This window comes from Stutzerimonas decontaminans, assembly GCF_000661915.1.
GTDB lineage: Bacteria > Pseudomonadota > Gammaproteobacteria > Pseudomonadales > Pseudomonadaceae > Stutzerimonas > Stutzerimonas decontaminans.
In genome coordinates this window covers 3,524,650-3,545,000 of sequence record NZ_CP007509.1, presented here as the reverse complement: position 1 = coordinate 3,545,000, position 20,351 = coordinate 3,524,650, and the positions used below count along the sequence as shown (strand labels likewise).

Below are 20,351 nucleotides of genomic sequence, written 5' to 3'. Positions count from 1 at the left end.
ATCGAAGACTTCAGCTTCTTCATAAGCTCCCACACGAATTGCTTGATTCACTAGCGAAAAGCGATTGGGTTTCGACCCGAGAGAGACGATTGGGTCTGTAGCTCAGTTGGTTAGAGCGCACCCCTGATAAGGGTGAGGTCGGCAGTTCGAATCTGCCCAGACCCACCAATTGTCATGGGATGTGGCCGATCTGTAGATGGGGCCATAGCTCAGCTGGGAGAGCGCCTGCTTTGCACGCAGGAGGTCAGGAGTTCGATCCTCCTTGGCTCCACCATTAACTCGATAATCGCTGAAAGCTCAGAAATGAGTGCTGCTTGGGCATCCTGCCGGATGTTTGAGGGTATTGATTTCTGGTCTTTGCGCCAGAAGTGTTCTTTAAAAATTTGGGTATGTGATAGAAGTAGATTTGAGTGATCACTTTCACTGGTGGTTATTCAAGTCAAGGTAAAATTTGCGAGTAAAATTGCGGATTTTCGGCGAATGTCGTCTTCACGTTATTAGACAGTAACCAGATTGCTTGGGGTTATATGGTCAAGTGAAGAAGCGCATACGGTGGATGCCTTGGCAGTCAGAGGCGATGAAAGACGTGGTAGCCTGCGAAAAGCTTCGGGGAGTCGGCAAACAGACTTTGATCCGGAGATGTCTGAATGGGGGAACCCAGCCATCATAAGATGGTTATCACACACTGAATACATAGGTGTGTGAGGCGAACCAGGGGAACTGAAACATCTAAGTACCCTGAGGAAAAGAAATCAACCGAGATTCCCTTAGTAGTGGCGAGCGAACGGGGATTAGCCCTTAAGCTTCTTTGATTTTAGCGGAACGCTCTGGAAAGTGCGGCCATAGTGGGTGATAGCCCTGTACGCGAAAGGATCTTAGAAGTGAAATCGAGTAGGACGGAGCACGAGAAACTTTGTCTGAATATGGGGGGACCATCCTCCAAGGCTAAATACTACTGACTGACCGATAGTGAACCAGTACCGTGAGGGAAAGGCGAAAAGAACCCCGGAGAGGGGAGTGAAATAGAACCTGAAACCGTATGCGTACAAGCAGTGGGAGCCTACTTTGTTAGGTGACTGCGTACCTTTTGTATAATGGGTCAGCGACTTATTTTCAGTGGCGAGCTTAACCGAATAGGGGAGGCGTAGCGAAAGCGAGTCTTAATAGGGCGTTTAGTCGCTGGGAATAGACCCGAAACCGGGCGATCTATCCATGGGCAGGTTGAAGGTTAGGTAACACTGACTGGAGGACCGAACCGACTACCGTTGAAAAGTTAGCGGATGACCTGTGGATCGGAGTGAAAGGCTAATCAAGCTCGGAGATAGCTGGTTCTCCTCGAAAGCTATTTAGGTAGCGCCTCGTGTATCACTGCTGGGGGTAGAGCACTGTTTCGGCTAGGGGGTCATCCCGACTTACCAAACCGATGCAAACTCCGAATACCAGCAAGTGTCAGCACGGGAGACACACGGCGGGTGCTAACGTCCGTCGTGAAAAGGGAAACAACCCAGACCGTCAGCTAAGGTCCCAAAATCCTGGTTAAGTGGGAAACGATGTGGGAAGGCTTAGACAGCTAGGAGGTTGGCTTAGAAGCAGCCACCCTTTAAAGAAAGCGTAATAGCTCACTAGTCGAGTCGGCCTGCGCGGAAGATGTAACGGGGCTCAAACCAGGTACCGAAGCTACGGGTTCAACGCAAGTTGAGCGGTAGAGGAGCGTTCTGTAAGCCTGTGAAGGTCAGTTGAGAAGCTGGCTGGAGGTATCAGAAGTGCGAATGCTGACATGAGTAACGACAATGCGAGTGAAAAACTCGCACGCCGAAAGACCAAGGGTTCCTGCGCAACGTTAATCGACGCAGGGTGAGTCGGTCCCTAAGGCGAGGCTGAAGAGCGTAGTCGATGGGAAACGGGTTAATATTCCCGTACTTCTAGTTACTGCGATGGGGGGACGGAGAAGGCTAGGCCAGCAAGGCGTTGGTTGTCCTTGTTTAAGGTGGTAGGCAGAGATCTTAGGTAAATCCGGGATCTTAATGCCGAGAGCTGATGACGAGCTTTCTTTTAGAAAGCGAAGTGGTTGATGCCATGCTTCCAGGAAAAGCCTCTAAGCTTCAGGTAACTAGGAACCGTACCCCAAACCGACACAGGTGGTTGGGTAGAGAATACCAAGGCGCTTGAGAGAACTCGGGTGAAGGAACTAGGCAAAATGGCACCGTAACTTCGGGAGAAGGTGCGCCGGTGAGGGTGAAGTATTTACTACGTAAGCCCATGCCGGTCGAAGATACCAGGCCGCTGCGACTGTTTATTAAAAACACAGCACTCTGCAAACACGAAAGTGGACGTATAGGGTGTGACGCCTGCCCGGTGCCGGAAGGTTAATTGATGGGGTTAGCGCAAGCGAAGCTCTTGATCGAAGCCCCGGTAAACGGCGGCCGTAACTATAACGGTCCTAAGGTAGCGAAATTCCTTGTCGGGTAAGTTCCGACCTGCACGAATGGCGTAACGATGGCGGCGCTGTCTCCACCCGAGACTCAGTGAAATTGAAATCGCTGTGAAGATGCAGTGTATCCGCGGCTAGACGGAAAGACCCCGTGAACCTTTACTATAGCTTTGCACTGGACTTTGAATTTGCTTGTGTAGGATAGGTGGGAGGCTTTGAAGCGTGGACGCCAGTTCGCGTGGAGCCATCCTTGAAATACCACCCTGGCAACTTTGAGGTTCTAACTCTGGTCCGTTATCCGGATCGAGGACAGTGTATGGTGGGTAGTTTGACTGGGGCGGTCTCCTCCTAAAGAGTAACGGAGGAGTACGAAGGTGCGCTCAGACCGGTCGGAAATCGGTCGTAGAGTATAAAGGCAAAAGCGCGCTTGACTGCGAGACAGACACGTCGAGCAGGTACGAAAGTAGGTCTTAGTGATCCGGTGGTTCTGTATGGAAGGGCCATCGCTCAACGGATAAAAGGTACTCCGGGGATAACAGGCTGATACCGCCCAAGAGTTCATATCGACGGCGGTGTTTGGCACCTCGATGTCGGCTCATCACATCCTGGGGCTGAAGCCGGTCCCAAGGGTATGGCTGTTCGCCATTTAAAGTGGTACGCGAGCTGGGTTTAGAACGTCGTGAGACAGTTCGGTCCCTATCTGCCGTGGACGTTTGAGATTTGAGAGGGGCTGCTCCTAGTACGAGAGGACCGGAGTGGACGAACCTCTGGTGTTCCGGTTGTCACGCCAGTGGCATTGCCGGGTAGCTACGTTCGGAAGAGATAACCGCTGAAAGCATCTAAGCGGGAAACTTGCCTCAAGATGAGATCTCACTGGAGCCTTGAGCTCCCTGAAGGGCCGTCGAAGACTACGACGTTGATAGGTTGGGTGTGTAAGCGCTGTGAGGCGTTGAGCTAACCAATACTAATTGCCCGTGAGGCTTGACCATATAACACCCAAACAATTTGATGTTTGCGTGTCAGACGGTTGAAGTCGACAAACAAACCGAAGATCAGCAACACTCGCAAGTAACATCGAAACAGACATCACATACCCAATTAGGGGAAGCGACTCAACACCGACTCCCCAACCGAATTGCTTGACGACCATAGAGCGTTGGAACCACCTGATCCCATCCCGAACTCAGTAGTGAAACGACGCATCGCCGATGGTAGTGTGGGGTCTCCCCATGTGAGAGTAGGTCATCGTCAAGCTCTTATCCCAAACCCCCGATCGGAGTAATCCGGTCGGGGGTTTGCTTTTGCGCTGAAGAAAGCCGCTGTAGGCACTGGCTGCTCCTGGCTCGGTGCGTCGAAGGGTTGACCGAACAGCGTGGGGGTAAGACGTGGCAGTGCGGGCCTTGTTCTGAGGCGCGTCTGCCTGCGATCTATATCGAGAGCTGTGGTAATGCCGTCAGATAGCGTCGATGCTGAAATCAGCGTTGTCGTTTTCTGCTGACCAACGGCTGCGCGATAAGCCGCGGGCCAGGCTGTCCTCGGGCGGCTATGCGTAGGCGCCCGCCAGACCGCGTACCAATGGCAACGCATCGGTAACCCCACACGGTCGCTCACCGCTACTGAGTGTCTTCGTCTTCGTCCGACTGACAGCTCACAGCGGCGTTCTCCGCTCGTTTAGAATGAGCACTTTGCTCGGATATTTGCCATGCCGGAATCGGCTGCTACGCCAGGGCTTGAGGAGGTTCCGCTCGAGCAGCTGGCCGCTTGTCCTGAATGTGACCTGCTGATGCTCAAGCCAGCGCTCAACCTCGGTGAGGTTGCCGAGTGCCCGCGTTGCGGTTGTGAGCTGTTTCGCTTGCGCCATCGTATCGTCGGGCCTGGAATGGCCTTGGTGCTTGCCGCGTTGCTGTTGTACTTCCCTGCCAATTTTCTCCCCATCATGCAATTGAATCTGCTTGGCAGGGTCACCCAAGATACCGTCTGGAGCGGTGTGCTGAGCCTCTATAACAGCGGCATGCAAGGCATTGCCGTAGTGGTATTTCTTTGCAGCATGGCGGTGCCGTTGCTGAAGCTGCTGTGTCAGCTCGCAGTGCTGTCGTGCATTGCTTTCGATCGAGCAAAGCCGTTAGGCGTGGCGCTCTATCGGACCTATCACCATCTACGGGAATGGGGAATGCTGGAGGTCTATCTGCTCGGCATCTTGGTATCGATCATCAAGCTCAGGGATATGGCCGAGCTTAGCCTTGGTATTGGGCTGGCGTGCTTTGCCGGTCTGCTGGTCGTTCAGGTCTGGCTAGAGTTGGTGATGTCACCGCACCAGGTCTGGGAAGCCTTGTCGGAGCGTCGCGATGCGCGCCGCTGACGCCGGGTTGATGGTTTGCCACGAGTGTCACCAGCTCAATCGAGCCGACGCCGGCCAGCGCCATCAGCGCTGCACCCGCTGTGGCGCCCGCGTGCATATGCGCAGGCCCAATAGCATCGTTCGAACCTGGGCGCTTTTGATCACTGCAGCACTGCTCTATCTGCCGGCCAATCTTCTGCCGATCATGACGGTGCGCATGCTCGGCAGCGGCACACCGGATACGATCATGTCCGGCGTCGTCACCCTGGCCAAGCACGGCATGTTTCCGATTGCCGCTGTGGTGTTCATCGCCAGCATTCTGGTACCGACCTTCAAGCTGGTCGGGATCGCGATGTTGCTGTTTTCGGTGCAGCGCCACCATCCGATGTCGCCGCGCCAGCGGATTCTGGTTTTTCGCTTTATCGAGTGGATCGGACGCTGGTCCATGCTCGATATCTTCGTCATCGCCATTCTGGTGGCAATCGTCAATTTCGGCAGCCTTGCCAGCGTTGAAGCCGGCTTCGGCGCAATAGCCTTCGCCAGCGTGGTCGTCCTGACCATGCTGGCTGCGATCACGTTCGACCCTCGTCTGATCTGGGATAACACGGAATCCGGGAACAAGCATGACTGACTTGCCACAAGCCAATACCCGTCCTGCCTCAAGCTGGTCGGCCATCTGGATTCTGCCGCTGATCGCTCTGATGATCGGAGCGTGGCTCGCCTGGCAGGCCTATAGCGAGCGAGGCATCCACATCGAGGTGGTCTTCGAGAGTGCCGAGGGTATCGAGATCGGCAAGACGTCGGTGCTCTACAAGGGCATGACGATCGGTGTCGTGCGTGATCTGCGCCTAGGCGACGATGAGCGTCGGCAAGTCGTGGTTGCGGACATCGAGATGAACAAGGACGTCGATGGCTACCTGCGCAGCGGTACACGCTTCTGGCTGGTCAAGCCCAGCGTCACGCTAGCCGGGATCACAGGCCTGGAGACGCTGGTGTCGGGCAACTATATCGGCATCAGCCCTGCCGATGGCGAGCCGACCAAGCGTTTCGTCGCGCTGGCGGAAGAGCCACCGATGTCGGATAGCCGTATCGGCCTGCACCTGACGCTCAAGGCCGAACGCCTCGGTTCGCTGAATCGCGGCAGCCCAGTGTTCTACCGGCAGATCCAGGTCGGGCAGGTGAAGAACTACGTGCTCGCCGAGGACGACAGCACTGTCGAGGTGCAGCTGTATATCCAGCCGGAGTACGCGCATCTGGTGCGCAAACACACGCGATTCTGGAACGCCAGCGGTGTCACCGTGGACGCCGGGCTGACGGGCGTGAAGTTTCGTACGGAGTCGCTGGCCAGCATCGTGGCCGGCGGCATCGCCTTTGCCACGCCAGCGCACCGCAAGGACAGCCCAGCCACCGACCCGAGCATTCCGTTCCGTCTTTACGAGGACTTCGATGCCGCCCAGGCCGGTATCAAGACGCTCGTATCGCTGCAGGATTTCGACGGGCTGCAGGCCGGTCGCACGCCGGTGATCTACAAAGGCATGCAGGTCGGTTTGCTGAAGAAGCTGGATATCGATTCGGACCTCAGCGGCGCGCAGGCCGAACTCTCCATCGACCCGCTGTTCGAGGACTATCTGGTCGAGGACACGCAATTCTGGGTGGTCAAGCCATCGGTATCGGTCGCCGGCATTTCCGGGCTCGAGGCCCTCGTGCGCGGCAATTACATTTCGGTTCGCCCTGGCGAGAAGGGCGCCGAACCCCGGCGCAATTTCGCCGCGCGAGCCAAGGCGCCGCCGCTGGATATACGTTCTCCGGGGCTTCACTTGGTGCTGACCGCCGACAATCTCGGCTCGCTGGATGTCGGCAGCCCGGTCCTCTATCGGCAGGTACGGGTTGGCTCCGTGCAGAGCTACCAGTTCTCGCGCGACCAGCAGCGGGTCGTGGTTGGCGTGCATATCGAACAGCCCTATGCCGATCTGGTGAACAGCTCGAGCCGCTTCTGGAACGCCAGTGGCATTTCCCTGACCGGCGGACTGTCCGGTATAGAAGTGCGCAGCGAATCGCTGCAGAGCCTGCTGGCCGGCGGCATCGCTTTCGAGACGCCGGATCCGCACGCGTCGGCCACCAGGAAAGTGCCCCGCTTTGAATTGCACAAGGACAGGGATAGCGCGATACGACGCGGTACCTCGATTGAGATTCGCCTGGACCGCGGCGACGGCCTCGGTGCCGGGACGCCGATCCGCTACAAGGGGCTGGAGGTCGGAGAGGTTGACAGTGTGACGCTGAGCGACGACCTCGGACACGTCGTGCTGCAGGCCCGGATTACCGCCGCGGAGTCGCGGATTGCTCGTGCGGGCACGCAGTTCTGGGTCGTACGGCCCGAGCTGGGCATCATGCGCACCGCGAATCTGGATACGCTGGTCAGTGGTCCCTATCTTGAGGTTGCTCCCGGCAAACCGGGTGCGACCGCTCAAGCGCGTTTCGTGGGGCAGGAGCGTGAGCCACAGAAGGCTGGCGAAGGGCTCGCCCTGGTCCTCAGCGCGGCGCGACTGGGCTCGATCAAGCCGGGTAATGCGGTGACCTACCGCGAGGTGAAGGTCGGTGAGGTGACTGGCTATGAGCTCGGTCAGACTGCCGACCGTGTGCTGATCCGTGTACTGATCGAGCCACGCTATGCCGCGCTGGTGCACACCGGCAGCCGGTTCTGGGAAACCAGTGGCTTCGGTGTCGACTTCAGCCTGTTCAAAGGTGCCAGCCTGCGTACCGATTCGTTGGAGTCGCTGATCGAGGGCGGCGTTGCCTTTGCCACGCCTGATGGCGAGCGCATGGGGCAGCGAGCCTTGCCAGGGCAGACCTTTGCCTTGTTCAAGGAGCCGCAGGAGGAGTGGTTCGACTGGGCGCCGAAGATCGAGCTGGGGCAAGCTGCCAGTGTCAGGTGACGCGCTGGCTTGATGATCCGGGTATTGGTGGGCCTAGCCCGTCCCACGCGAGAGCCGGATGCGCATAAAAAAGGGCCCCTGGGGGCCCTTTGTCGTTCAGGGAGATCAGGCCGGCTCTTCGGCCCTTTGGGCTGAGGCAGTGTGCTCGCTGGCGACCGGTTCGCGGCGGCTGATGTATTTCCAGTCCGCCTCGTCGATGTAGATGCCGGCAGGTCCGCTGCCGCCTTCCAGGTCGATGGCGACGTGGGCCGAGACTTGCGGCTTGACCGAAGCGAGGATCGGCACGAAGCCCAGCTGCAGGCTGGTTTCGATCAGCGCCTGCTGGTTGCGCTCGTCGATGTCCGCCGCCTCGTCGAGGTAGTAGGGTAGGCGGATGCGCCCGGCCTGCTCGCGGTCCATCAAGTGCAGCAGCAGGTACATGTTGGTCAGCGCCTTGATGGTCATGGTGGTGCCGTTGGACGCCGCGCCATCGATGTCGGTGTGAATCACCGGCTGGCCGCCGACCTTGGTGATTTCGAACGCCAGCTCGAACAGGTCCTTCAGGCCCAGCTGGTTGTTGTTCGCTGCCACCAGGCGCGCCAGGTACTCCTTGGCTTCCTCGTTCTTCGCGTCCTGTTCGGACGACTGGGAAAGATCGAACACCGACAGCGTCTCGCCTTCCTCGTACTGTCCAGCGCTGTGAATGATCTGGTCGATGTGTTTGAGCGCATCCTTGTTCGGCGCCAGCACGATGCGGAAGCTCGCAAGGTTGGAAACCTGACGCTTGTTGATCTCGCGGTTGAACAGCGCGAGCTGGTGTTCCAGGCTCTCGTAGTCGCTGCGGATGTTGCGCAGCGTCCGGGCGATGTCGGTGACCGCGGCACGGCGCGCCTTGGCTAGGGTCAGCGCCTCGTCTTGACGGTGGGCGTAGGCATTGACCAGCAGCTGCAGGCGGCGCTCGGGGTCTTCCTCGCTATCGAACTTGGCTACGCCTTTCAGGCGCACCTGCGCATACAGCGCCTCGATCTGGCCGTCGACGCGCTGCAGGGCCTGCCAGCTGTCCTGGTAGTCGTTGAGCAGCGGCAGCAGGTTGTCCAGCGAGTCGTCCACCGGGTCCATGAAGGGCGTGCCGAACGGCAGGTTCGCCGGTAACAGCTGGCGGCGGCGCAGGGCGTCTTCGAGGGTGCGCTCCTTGGCTTCCAGGTCGGCCAGTTGGCGACCGACCAGCTGCAGCTTGGCGGACAAATGCTGCACGCGCTCGGCGAAGGCGTCACTGGTGCGCTTGAGTTCTTCCTGGGCGGCTTCGGCCTGCGCCAGCTGTTCCAGCTTCGCCGGCTCCTCGGCGGCCAGGGTCTGGCTGCGGCGGAAATCCTCCAGCGCTTTCTGCGCATCCAGCACGGCCTGGTACAGCGCCTCGGCCTGGGCCTTGCTCGCGGCGCGGTCGACGGCCACGGCATGCTGGGTCTTGAGCTGCTTGAGTTCGCGTTCCAGGCGATCCTTCTGGTCGCGCAGGGCGGCACGGTCGGCCAGCGCCTGCAGCGCCGGTGGCTCGATATGCGAGAGGTCGATGGACAGGCCCGGCACCGAGAAGGTGTCGCCCTTGAAGCGATCCAGCACGGCCTCGACCGCCTTGACCCAGTCGTCGCCCTCGGCGGTGATGCCCTTCTCGCCCAGCGGCAGGCTGAACAGCTGGCCGTTGAACAGGCGCATCAGTCGATCCACATCGGCCTGGGAGAACTCCTCGCGCAAACGCGAGTAGCTGTTGTTGTCCGCATGGTCGAGCTGCTGCTTGACCGACTTCAGGCGCTTTTCCAGGTCGCGCAGACGTTCGTCGAGGTCCTCGCTGGAGAACTGGCGGGACTGCGCCAGCGCACCGGCCAGCTCGTCGTGGGCGTCCTTGGCGGCGAGCAGCTGCTGCTCCAGCACATGGGCGTCCTCGACCAGGGCGAAACGGTTCTTCAACACCGCCAGCTCGCCGAGCCAGCGCTGGGCTTCGCTGATCTCGCGTTCCAGGCGCATCAACTCGCCGGTCGAGCCGCGCTGTTCGTTCTGCAGGCCGTCCTGCTCGCGACGGTAGTGCTCGGCCTGGATCACCAACTCTTCCTTGCGCGCATCGGCGTAGTCGTGCCAGGTGCCGAGCAGGTTGTCGAGCAACGGCGACAGGCGATGCAGCTTGCCGCGCAGCAGCTCGCGCTGAGCGACACCGGAAGCCAGCGCCTCGACCAGCGGGCCGGCGGCGACCAGCGCCTGGTAGTCCTGCTCCATGCGGCGCACATCGCGGAAGGCTTCTTCGGTGGCGGCGATGTAATCGACGCTGCCCGAGCGCAGGCTGTGCTCGAAGGCATCGAGGAACAGCTGCTTCAATTTGGCCGCGGTGATCTCCCGCATGTGGAGGAGGTTGATAAACAGCGCGCGGAAGGTTTTCAGGCTCTGCTCGCTGGTCGAGCGCAGCGGGATCAGCGTCATGTCCAGCGGGATCGAGGTGTGCCCGCCGACCAGCAGCCGACGCAGTTCGTCCGGCTTGGCCTCGTAGGCCTTGATGCCGGCGCGTTCGAGGTTGGCGAACAGCTCGCGCTGGCGCAGGCAGGTGCCGTTCTGCTGGTAATGGTCGAGATCCAGCGAGCCCTGATAAACGAAGAACTGATGGCCGAAGCCGCCGCCCGGACCTCGGCCGGCCACGCCGATCACGTGCGGGCCGTGGGGCAGCATGACTTCGACGAGGATGTAGCTGGTGTCCGAGGCGAAGTAGAACTTGCGCGACTGCTCGAGGCTGTACTTGCCAAAGCTCATGTCCGACATGCGCGCCAGGATCGGGAACTGCAGCGCGTTGATCGACGCGGACTTGCCGAGGTTGTTGGCGCCGTAGACCGACAGCGGGTTTTCCAGCGGAAAGATGCCGAGGCTGTAGCCGGCGGTGTTCAGCAGGGCGAAGCGGCGGATGCCGTAGCGTTCCTGGCTCATGCTTCAAGCTCCTTTTCTTCGGCGATGGCACGGGCCAAGGCGTCTTCTTCCGACTCTTCGGCCGCTTCCTCGATGAGGATGATGTCGTCTTCGATGTCGTCCTCGGCGATCAGCTCCGGGGCCGGCAGCGGCAGGTCGCTGCTGTGCAGGCTGGCAGCCAGATCTCGGTCCTGCTGCACCGACAGGCAGACGTCGAGGAAACGGTGCATCGGCGGCAGAAAGCGGTAGACGCCGTTGCTGTCCTCGGCGAAGCCCAGCTGCGTCAGGCGGCGGATGACCTTTTCTTCCAGCTCTTCCTGGGTGGTGACTTCGGCCTGCAGGAAGAGGTCGCGGTACTTGTCCAGCAGCGCCGGCAGTTCATCGCGGCCAAGGCTGCCACCGTCGAGTACGGCCAGCGGATCGCGACCCTGGTCGGCCAGGTGCTCGACGAGGATGAAGGTGAACAGCGCCAGGCGCTGGGCGGTCTTGTTCACCTGCGCGCCCATCTGCTCGGGGACGAAGTAGTAGAAGCCGCGCGCATCGCAGACCAGCTCGAAGCCGAGCGCCTTGAACAATGCGCGGTACTGGTCCTGCATGTTCGACAGCTGCGCGTAGGGCTCCGGCTCGCTGCGCGACAGGTGATAGCCCTTGAACAGCTCGCGGAAGATCGGCGCCAGCTGGGTCATTTCCTTGAGGTCGATGTTCATTCAGGTCGCTCGGATATCGTCGGGGTGACGGTGGACAAGCTGCGCGTTGTCCACCCTACATAGGAATCAGCCATTGGCGTTGGCTACCAGCGCAAACGAGCTGAGGCTGACGCGGTGCTCGCGGGTCAGGTATTCACGACGCTCCAGGCGGTCGCGCTGGAAGCGGGCGTCGCGGGACAGGCGCGAAAACCAATAGAGCAGCTCGTCGGTGGCGCCCTCGGGTTCCTGTTCCAGCAGCCAGGCCATCAGGTCCGGCAGCGGCAGTGCCTGCTGGCAGCGCTCGATCATCTCTCTAGCGGTGCGCGGTGCGCGCGGCTGCTCGCCCTTGCGTTTGCCGCTGGCCCGCGGGAACTGCGCCGGCTTCGGCTCGAAGCGGGCCAGGGCATAGACGTAGGCTTCGACCTGGCTGGCGGTGCCGAGAAAGGTGCTCTGCGGACGGGTGAACAGCGGCAGTGAAGCCTGCGGCACGGCATCCAGGCCCTTCTTGCGGATCGCTGACAGCGCCAGCGCGGCGCCGCGGGTCACGGCGTTGTGCCGACGGGCTTCCTCGCGCAGCGGCAGCAGCAGCTCGCGGGCCTTGCGCAGGGTCAGCTGGGCGGTGGTCTGCATTTCGAGGATGCGCGCATGGGTGCGCAGCAAGAGGTCGTCGTCCACCAGCTGGCCGATGCGCTGCTGCTCGCCGAGCAGTTTCATCAGCACCTGCTCGACGCGATGCACGCCCTGCTCGAAGGCGCCATCGGCGGAGACCAGCTGGATCATCGGCTCGACGTACTCGTCCCAGGTCGCCAGGACTTCGGCATAGCGCTGGCGCAGTGGAATCTGGCGGTCGCTGGTCTTGGCCCGGTCGGCCACGGCGACCAGGGCCTGTTCGTCGTTGTCGAGCTTCTTCAATACATCGCGCACGCGCATGTCGAGCAGGCGAAGCTGGCGGGCCAGGTCGTTGCCGTCGCGAATCTCGAAAGCATCGAGGATATGCCCGGCCAGGCGCTCCAGGTGGCGCAGGTAGGCTTCGATCTCCAGGCACAGGCCGAGACGGTGCTCGCGGCGCAGGTAAGCGAGGAAATCGTGGATCTGCGCGTTCAGCTCGAAGCGGTTGGGGCTTTTGGCCACCGGCACCAGGATATCCAGGCGGATCCACTGGTCGAGCAGGGCGGTAATGTCGGTGGGCGTGCCTTCCGGCAGTTGCGCGGCCAGCTGATGACGAAGTTCGATCAGGCTCAGGGTGCCGGCGTCGAAACGCTCGCACAGTGGCTCGAGCAACGTCCAGTGTTCGGCGAGGGCACGCAGTACGCGCTTGGGTTCGATCATCGGGGCGCCAGTCCAGCCAGTGAAAAAGCGCGAATTGTACTGCATTGAGCTCCGGGTGAAGGGCCTCCCGGCGACTGGAAACGCACTACGTGACGTCAGGCGGGTAATTCACCCGAACGTCATCGCACCTGGGCTAGGCTGTCTGCCATCGGCATTAGCCGCCGGTAGTGGCATTACCGGATGTCCTGAATCATGACGAAGTGTTGAAAAACTATTCCGATATGCGTTGGTAATCGGCACAATTCGCGGCTTTTGCAAACGGGGAGCTGCCGGCTCCCGCCGGGGCGAACTACCTGGGGGCACCTAGACATGATCAAGACGCCGTATTACCTCATCGATAAGCAGAAGCTCCTGGGCAATCTGGAGAAGATCGCCTACGTGCGCGAACAGTCCGGTGCCAAGGCACTGCTGGCGCTCAAGTGCTTCGCCACCTGGTCGGTGTTCGACCTGATGCAGCAGTACATGGATGGCACCACGTCATCGTCGCTGTACGAACTCAAGCTCGGCCGGCAGAAGTTCGCCGGCGAAACCCATGCCTACAGCGTGGCCTGGGCCGACGACGAGATCGAAGAGATGGTCGCCAACTGCGACAAGATCATCTTCAACTCCATTGGCCAGCTGGAGCGCTTCGAGGCCGGCACCGAGGGCACCATCCGTGGCCTGCGCGTCAATCCGCAGGTGAGCAGCTCGGATTACCTGCTCGCCGATCCGGCGCGGCCGTTCAGCCGCCTGGGCGAGCACGACCCGGCGAAGATCGAGGCGGTGATCGGCAAGATCAGCGGCTTCATGTTCCACAACAACTGTGAGAACTCCAGCTTCGAGCTGTTCGACCAGATGCTGACCACCATCGAGGAACGCTTCGGCCACCTGCTGGAAAAGGTCGAGTGGGTCAGCCTCGGCGGCGGTATCCACTTCACCGGCGAAGGCTATCCGCTCGATGCCTTCTGTGCGCGGCTGAAAGCCTTCTCGGAAAAATTCGGCGTGCAGGTCTACCTGGAGCCGGGCGAGGCGGCGATCACCATGAGCGCCTCGCTGGAAGTCACGGTGCTCGACACCCTTTACAACGGCAAGAGTCTTGCGGTGGTCGACAGCTCCATCGAGGCGCACATGCTCGACCTGCTGATCTACCGCCTCAACGCCAAGATGGCGCCCAACGACGGCGAGCACAGCTACATGGTGTGCGGCAAATCCTGTCTGGCCGGCGACATCTTCGGCGAATACCAATTCGATCGTCCGCTGGCCATCGGCGATCGGCTGTCGTTCATCGACGCGGCGGGCTACACCATGGTCAAGAAAAACTGGTTCAACGGCCTGAAAATGCCGTCCATCGTGGTAAAGCAGCTCGACGGCAGCGTCGAGGTGGTTCGTGAGTTCGACTTTAACGATTATCTGTCCAGCCTTTCCTGAGGCCGCAGTACAAGGGGGTGAAACAATTGAAGAAAAACGTTCTTATCATTGGTGCAGGAGGTGTCGCCAAGGTGGTGGCCCATAAGTGCGCGCAGCACAACGACGAACTCGGTCGTATTGCTATCGCGTCGCGCAACATCTCCAAATGCCAGGCCATCATCGACAGCGTGCAAGCCAAGGGCGGGCTCAAGCAGCCTGGCGAGATCAAGGCCTATGCGCTGGACGCCATGGACGTGGAAGCGACCAAGGCACTGATCCGTGAAACCGAATCGCAGATCGTCATCAACGTAGGTTCTGCCTTTCTCAACATGTCCGTGCTGCGCGCCTGCATCGACACCGGCGCCGCGTATCTCGATACTGCGATCCACGAAGAGCCGGGCAAGATCTGCGAAACGCCGCCGTGGTATGGCAACTACGAGTGGAAACACCTGGCCGAGTGCCAGGAAAAGGGCGTCACCGCCATCCTCGGCGTCGGTTTCGACCCGGGCGTGGTCAACGCTTACGCTGCCCTGGCGCAGCAGGAATACTTCGACAAGATCGAGTCGATTGACATCCTCGACGTCAACGCCGGTTCGCACGGCAAGTATTTCGCCACCAATTTCGACCCGGAAATCAATTTCCGCGAATTCACCGGTCAGGTTTACAGCTGGCAGAACAGCCAGTGGGCGACCAATCGCATGTTCGAGGTCAAACGCACCGACGACCTGCCGGTCGTGGGCGAACAGAGCCTCTACCTGACCGGTCATGATGAGGTGCACTCGCTCTCCAAGCACCTCGACGTGCCGAACATCCGTTTCTGGATGAGCTTCGGCGAGCATTACATCAACGTCTTCACCGTGCTGAACAGCCTTGGCCTACTCTCCGAGCAGCCGGTGCGCACCGCCGAAGGCCTGGAAGTGGTTCCGCTCAAGGTGGTCAAGGCCGTGCTGCCCGATCCCGCCTCGTTGGCACCGGGCTACACCGGCAAGACCTGCATTGGCGATCTGGTCAAAGGCACGAAGGATGGGGAGCCGCGCGAGCTGTTCATCTACAACGTCGCCGACCATGAAGAAGCCTATGCCGAGACCGACAGCCAGGGCATCTCCTACACCGCCGGCGTACCGCCGGTTGCCGCCGCGCTGCTGGTAGCGCGTGGCGAGTGGGATGCGCAGCGCATGGTCAACGTCGAAGAGCTGCCGGCCCAGCCGTTCCTCAAGCTGCTCGATGTGATGGGGCTGCCGACCCGCATCAAGGATGAGCGCGGCGATCGGGCCTGGGATCAGGCTTGATCGGCTGCGCGTCGGCCCTGCTGCGTTAAAAACAGGCTCGGAATGCTCATTTACAGCAGTAAACTCCGCTTCCTCGCCTGTTTTTGCCTTGCATGGCTCTAGCTCGCTCGATCAGCCTAAAGCCCGCCTAAAGGCGGGCTTTGTGTTTTCTGGCGTAGGGTGGAAAACGCCGAAGGCTTTTCCACCGACGGGGAACGCTGGTGGAAAACGCTTCGCGGTTTTCCACCCTACGCGACAACAACCCAAGCCAAACGCAGCTTCGCCTTCCCGCTTTGTTCATTTCACGCGACAATCCGCGGACTACAGCGCCCCCTGAGAGGCGCTCGGCAGCCGTGAGGATTTCCTATGAGCAGCAATGATCGCGTCATCATCTTCGACACCACCCTGCGCGACGGCGAGCAGAGCCCCGGCGCTTCCATGACCGGTGAGGAAAAGCTGCGCATCGCCCGGGCGCTGGAGCGGCTGAAGGTGGACGTGATCGAGGCAGGCTTTGCTATCGCCAGCCCCGGCGACTTCGCCGCGGTGAAGCTGGTCGCCGACAACATCAAGGACAGCACCGTGTGCAGCCTGGCGCGGGCCGTCGATGCCGACATCGAACGCGCTGCCGAAGCGCTGGCCGGCGCCAACTCCGGGCGCATCCACACCTTTATCGCCACCAGCCCGATCCACATGCAGTACAAACTGCGCATGCAGCCAGATCAGGTGGTGGAGCAGGCCGTGCGCGCGGTGAAAAAGGCGCGCAGCCTGTGCGCCGACGTGGAGTTCTCCTGCGAGGATGCCGGGCGCTCCGAGATCGATTTCCTCTGCCGCATCATCGAAGCCGCCATCGACGCCGGTGCGCGCACCATCAACATCCCGGACACCGTCGGCTACGCCATCCCGCACCAGTACGCCGAGACCATCCGCCAGCTGCTCGAGCGCATCCCCAATGCCGACAAGGCGGTGTTCTCCGTGCATTGCCATAACGACCTGGGCCTAGCCGTGGCCAACTCCCTAGCTGCAGTGGTCGCTGGTGCGCGCCAGGTGGAATGCACCATCAACGGCCTCGGCGAGCGTGCCGGCAACGCCGCGCTGGAAGAGATCGTCATGGCGATCAAGACCCGCCAGGACCTGCTCAACGTGCACACCCGCATCGAGACCGAGCACATCCTCGCCGCCTCGCGTCTGGTCTCGGGCATCACCGGCTTCCCGGTGCAGCCGAACAAGGCCATCGTCGGCGCCAACGCCTTTGCCCACGAGTCCGGCATCCACCAGGACGGCGTGCTCAAGCACCGCGAAACCTACGAGATCATGTCCGCCCAGTCAGTCGGCTGGAACGCCAACAAGATGGTCATGGGCAAGCACTCCGGCCGCGCCGCGTTCCGTTCGCGCCTGGATGAGCTGGGCATCGTGCTCGAAGGCGACGAGCTGAATGCGGCGTTCGCCCGCTTCAAGGAGCTCGCCGACAAGAAGCACGAAATCTTCGACGAAGACCTGCAGGCGCTGGTCTCAGACACCCTGGCCAACGAAGCGCCAGAGCACTTCAAGCTGGCCAGCCTGGAAGTCGCGAGCAAGACCGGCACGATCCCCGAGGCCAAGCTAGTGCTCAGCGTCGACGGCGTCGAGCGCAGCGCCCAAGCCCAAGGCTCCGGCCCGGTGGACGCCACCTTCAAAGCCATTGAGGCGGTCGCCGAGTCGGGCGCCACGTTGCAGCTGTATTCGGTCAACGCCATCACCCAGGGCACCGATTCCCAGGGCGAAGTGACCGTGCGACTGGAGAAGGGCGGGCGCATCGTCAATGGCAACGGCGCCGATACCGATATCGTCGTCGCTTCGGCCAAGGCTTACCTCAACGCGCTGAATCTGATGCAGGTCGGCGCCAAGGCACATCCGCAGGTGGAGGGCGTTTGATCAACGAAGCCCGGCGTCGCGCCTACCTCGACGCCATGCAGGTGGCCAGCTGGCTGCCGCGTACTGAGCTGCCGTTCGCCGCACCGTCGCGGCCGGAGTTGCTGCTGCCAGTCGCGCTCGATGCGGAGCCGGACGTTGCCGCCGCTCCGCCAGCAGCCGAGGTGCCGGTGGCCGCGCCGGTAGTGGAACGGGCACCCGCAGCACCTGCAGTCGAGCCGCCGCAAGCGCCGCGCCCACGTATCGTTATGCCGGAGCCCAAGCAGCCGGAGCCGGTTGCTGCCGCGGCGGAAGAGCAACTGGCCGAGCCGGCCAAACCCATCGAGCCGCCGCCACGCTTCTCGCTGCAGTTGCTGCGCGCCGGCAATGTCTTGCTGGTGGTGGAATTGCCCACCGGCGAATCCTTCCAGAGCCGCGACCCGGCCTACATCCTGCTCAAGGACCTGCTGCGCGCGGCACGCCTGCCGGATAAGCCGCAGCAGGTTGGTGATGGCGAGCCGATCCGCTGGCCGCTGCTGAACAAGGGCAGCCTCGATCAGGGTGGCGAGGCCGCACGCGATTACGTGCAGGGCGTGATGGCCGCCGAGCTGGAAAACATGGGCTGCGATTGCATCTGGCTGATCGGCCGCCCGGCGCTACGTTTCGCCGGTGAAGTGGATGTCGACGCCTGCTATCGCGAACTGGCTGTCGAAGGGCTCGGTCGCGCACTGGCGATGCCCGGCCTGGAACAGCTGATGGAGCAGCCGGCTGCCAAGGCCGAGCTGTGGAAAACCCTGCGCCGCAGCATGCCGCGCTGGCATATAGGTAGTTCGCGTGATGAGTGATGCTGTCAGCTTCCGCCCGATGACCGCGGCGGACATCGAAGCCGTGTTGAAGATCGAATATGCCGCCTTTAGCCATCCCTGGACGCGCGGCATCTTCAACGATGCGCTGAGCGCCTACGAGTGCTGGGTGATGTTCGAGGGCGAGCAGCAGGTCGGTCACGGCGTGATCAACCTGATCCTCGACGAAGCGCACCTGCTCAACATCACCGTCAAGCCGCAAAGCCAGGGCCGCGGCCTCGGCCTGCGCCTGCTCGAGCACCTGATGGAGCGCGCCCGCGAACGCGGCGGGCGCGAGTGCTTTCTCGAAGTGCGTGCGAGCAATACCACGGCCTATCGGCTTTACGAGCGTTTTGGCTTCAACGAAGTCGGCCGGCGCCGTGCGTACTACCCGGCGGCAGACGGCCGTGAAGATGCGCTGGTGATGGCCTGCACGTTGCTGGATTGATTACTGCGGGCTGAGGCCGTGGCTCTGGGCTGGAGTGCGCTGGACCCACGTCTCGCGATTCCCGATCTGTCTGACGTCGGGATTGCAGTCGTAGGGTGGATCACGATCCACCGATCCACCGTGCTCACGTCATGGTGGATGTGAAAAACGACATCCACCCTACGCCTACTCGGTCGAATGCAGGAGCGGCTTTGGCCGCGCTGCTCGCTAGTGCCGTCAGCGGAAGATCGCGAAGAAGGCCCTGGTGAGTAGGATCACCTCTGTGGCAGCGTCGCAATCGTAGGGTGGATCACGCCTCACCGATCCACACGTGAACGTGTCATGGTGGATGTAAAAAGCGACATCCACCCTACGCCCTGTGGAAGTCGGACGAGGCCGCTCTATTCCCCCGGCCACTTGTCCCGGCCTGAATCCAGCGGCGCTTCGCCTTCCAGTTCTTCATCCGACAGCACGCTGTCGTCCTCGCGCAAAACCGCCTCACCGCTACTGAGGCCGGTGTCTTCGTCGCCTTCGGCCGGGCCATCCCAGGGTTTGCCGTCGAGCGGGTCGTAGCGGCCGAGTTCGGCTTCGTCGAGATCCACGTCGGCGCCGATCTCATGCTCTGAAACCACGCTCAGATCCTGATCCGCCGGCTCGCCATGGCCACGTTCATTCGGCCCGCGCGCACCGTCCTCGGGAATCAGCGTTTCCGGCGCCATGTCATCCATGGTGGTTTCGCCATCCGGCACTTCGCCGGCCGTCATGCCTGCTTCGGCGGCGCGGTCGGCGGTGAACTCATCGGCCACCTGCTCACCGGGCACTTCGTCACCGATGCGGCCCTTGCGCTCGTCGCGGCGCTGGTCGAAATCGAGCTGTTCGATTGAGCCCATGCGGTCTTCGGTGTCGTCGATTTCCGTCGGGGTGTAGGGTTTTTGATCGCTCATGATCGTCTCCTGTCAGGACATCGGTCTTGCAGGTTGTGACCTGGCCGCACGTGGAAGATTCAGGCTCCGGCTGGCCGGAATCACCGTTCGGGTCCATCCTTTCCCGTTGCCGTAGATGCCTGACCGTATTGGTGAAAAGGGGGACGAACCACCGCGCGTGATCTGGAGTCCTACTTTGCATGAATGATCAAAACGACCAACCCGCGCCAGAGGCACGGCGCTACGCCTTCTTCTTCGATGTTGACGGAACGCTGGCTGAGATTCAGCCGCGACCAGAACTCGTCTTCATTCCACCGGCCACCCTCGCGGCCTTGGAACGCCTGCATGCTGGCGGCATTCCCGTCGCCGTGATCTCCGGCCGACCGCTCGCACAACTCGATGCGCTGCTGGCGCCGCTGCAACTGCCCGCCGCTGGCGTACACGGTGCCGAACGCCGTGATGCCACGGGTAAGCTGCGCAATCTGGCGCTCGACAGCCAGGCGCTGGAGTTAATCCAGCGCGAGTTGCAGCAGGCATGTAGCGAACATCCCGACCTGCATCTGGAGAACAAGAGCGTCGCCTTCGCTCTGCATTTCCGCCAGGCGCCCGAGCTGGAAGAGGTTGCCCGCAACCTGGCCGAAGACTTCGCCCAGCGTTACGCCGAGGTACTGACCCTGCAGCCCGGCAAGTGTGTGTTCGAGCTCAAGCCTCGCGGTGCGAGCAAGGGCGAGGTGATCCGCGCCTTCATGCAGGAAGCGCCGTTTGCCGGTCGTACCCCCGTGTTTCTTGGTGACGACCTCACCGACGAAGCCGGCTTTGCCGCCGTCAATGCACTCGGCGGGCGATCCATCAAGGTCGGCGATGGCCCCAGTGAAGCCCGCGAACGGGTGGCCTCGGTGGCCGATGTCGGCGCCTGGGTCGAGGCGCTGTTGAACGAACTCGGCGTGTCGGCCGAACCCATAACAAAACCCGATTAGAGCGA

At 61.3% G+C, this 20,351-nt stretch carries 13 protein-coding genes, 2 tRNA genes and 2 rRNA genes; 13 read left to right on the top strand and 4 right to left on the bottom strand.

The window, feature by feature from the left end:
* Positions 1-91: 91 nt before the first annotated feature.
* From UIB01_RS16400 to UIB01_RS16370, 7 genes are all read left to right on the top strand, one after another.
* Positions 92-168: transfer RNA gene (locus tag UIB01_RS16400), tRNA-Ile, on the top strand.
* A 30-nt stretch (positions 169-198) separates the two neighbouring features.
* Positions 199-274, top strand: a tRNA-Ala gene (locus UIB01_RS16395).
* A gap of 255 nt (positions 275-529) precedes the next feature.
* Positions 530-3,420, top strand: a 23S ribosomal RNA gene (locus UIB01_RS16390).
* 149 nt (positions 3,421-3,569) lie between these two features.
* Positions 3,570-3,685 (top strand): 5S ribosomal RNA (rrf, locus tag UIB01_RS16385).
* Between the two features lie 448 nt (positions 3,686-4,133).
* Positions 4,134-4,790: a paraquat-inducible protein A gene (locus UIB01_RS16380; protein ID WP_038662830.1), complete on the top strand. Its 657-nt coding sequence runs from the start codon at positions 4,134-4,136 to the stop codon at positions 4,788-4,790.
* On the top strand, positions 4,777-5,400 hold the full coding sequence (locus UIB01_RS16375) for a paraquat-inducible protein A (RefSeq protein ID WP_038662827.1): 624 nt from the start codon (positions 4,777-4,779) through the stop codon (positions 5,398-5,400). Before UIB01_RS16380 ends, UIB01_RS16375 begins: the two co-directional genes overlap by 14 nt.
* The gene (locus UIB01_RS16370) at positions 5,393-7,702 is read left to right on the top strand and encodes a PqiB family protein (RefSeq protein ID WP_038662824.1); all 2,310 of its coding nucleotides are present in this window, start codon (positions 5,393-5,395) and stop codon (positions 7,700-7,702) included. The genes UIB01_RS16375 and UIB01_RS16370 overlap by 8 nt, the downstream gene beginning before the upstream one ends.
* Positions 7,703-7,807: 105 nt before the next feature.
* On the opposite strand, the gene mksF is transcribed toward UIB01_RS16370, so the two are convergent.
* The 3 genes from mksF to mksB all read right to left on the bottom strand — a co-directional run bounded on the left by mksF (position 7,808) and on the right by mksB (position 12,636).
* Positions 7,808-10,642 (bottom strand): Mks condensin complex protein MksF, encoded by a 2,835-nt coding sequence (mksF, locus tag UIB01_RS16365; RefSeq protein WP_038662821.1) that lies wholly within the window; start codon positions 10,640-10,642, stop codon positions 7,808-7,810.
* The gene (mksE, locus tag UIB01_RS16360; protein WP_038662818.1) at positions 10,639-11,328 is read right to left on the bottom strand and encodes an Mks condensin complex protein MksE; all 690 of its coding nucleotides are present in this window, start codon (positions 11,326-11,328) and stop codon (positions 10,639-10,641) included. The genes mksF and mksE overlap by 4 nt, the downstream gene beginning before the upstream one ends.
* Positions 11,329-11,394: 66 nt before the next feature.
* Entirely contained in the window at positions 11,395-12,636 is a 1,242-nt protein-coding gene (mksB, locus tag UIB01_RS16355; RefSeq protein ID WP_180983578.1) for an Mks condensin complex protein MksB, read from the bottom strand.
* 309 nt (positions 12,637-12,945) lie between these two features.
* On the opposite strand from mksB, the gene UIB01_RS16350 reads away from it, so the two are divergent.
* The 5 genes from UIB01_RS16350 (at position 12,946) to rimI (ending at position 18,467) form a co-directional block, all read left to right on the top strand.
* The gene (locus UIB01_RS16350; RefSeq protein WP_038662812.1) at positions 12,946-14,043 is read left to right on the top strand and encodes a carboxynorspermidine decarboxylase; all 1,098 of its coding nucleotides are present in this window, start codon (positions 12,946-12,948) and stop codon (positions 14,041-14,043) included.
* 26 nt (positions 14,044-14,069) lie between these two features.
* Positions 14,070-15,311: a saccharopine dehydrogenase family protein gene (locus UIB01_RS16345; protein ID WP_038662810.1), complete on the top strand. Its 1,242-nt coding sequence runs from the start codon at positions 14,070-14,072 to the stop codon at positions 15,309-15,311.
* A 345-nt stretch (positions 15,312-15,656) separates the two neighbouring features.
* Positions 15,657-17,201: a 2-isopropylmalate synthase gene (locus tag UIB01_RS16340; protein WP_038662807.1), complete on the top strand. Its 1,545-nt coding sequence runs from the start codon at positions 15,657-15,659 to the stop codon at positions 17,199-17,201.
* Positions 17,198-18,022, top strand: coding sequence for a hypothetical protein (locus UIB01_RS16335; protein ID WP_038662804.1), 825 nt, complete (start codon positions 17,198-17,200; stop codon positions 18,020-18,022). The genes UIB01_RS16340 and UIB01_RS16335 overlap by 4 nt, the downstream gene beginning before the upstream one ends.
* Positions 18,015-18,467 (top strand): ribosomal protein S18-alanine N-acetyltransferase, encoded by a 453-nt coding sequence (rimI, locus tag UIB01_RS16330; protein ID WP_038662801.1) that lies wholly within the window; start codon positions 18,015-18,017, stop codon positions 18,465-18,467. Before UIB01_RS16335 ends, rimI begins: the two co-directional genes overlap by 8 nt.
* Before the next feature lie 380 nt (positions 18,468-18,847).
* On the opposite strand, the gene UIB01_RS16325 is transcribed toward rimI, so the two are convergent.
* On the bottom strand, positions 18,848-19,390 hold the full coding sequence (locus UIB01_RS16325) for a hypothetical protein (protein WP_038662798.1): 543 nt from the start codon (positions 19,388-19,390) through the stop codon (positions 18,848-18,850).
* A gap of 179 nt (positions 19,391-19,569) precedes the next feature.
* Between UIB01_RS16325 and otsB the strand changes: the two genes are divergently transcribed.
* A complete protein-coding gene (otsB, locus tag UIB01_RS16320) occupies positions 19,570-20,346 on the top strand; it encodes a trehalose-phosphatase (RefSeq protein WP_038662797.1) in 777 nt (258 codons plus the stop codon).
* The last annotated feature ends 5 nt before the right edge of the window (positions 20,347-20,351 follow it).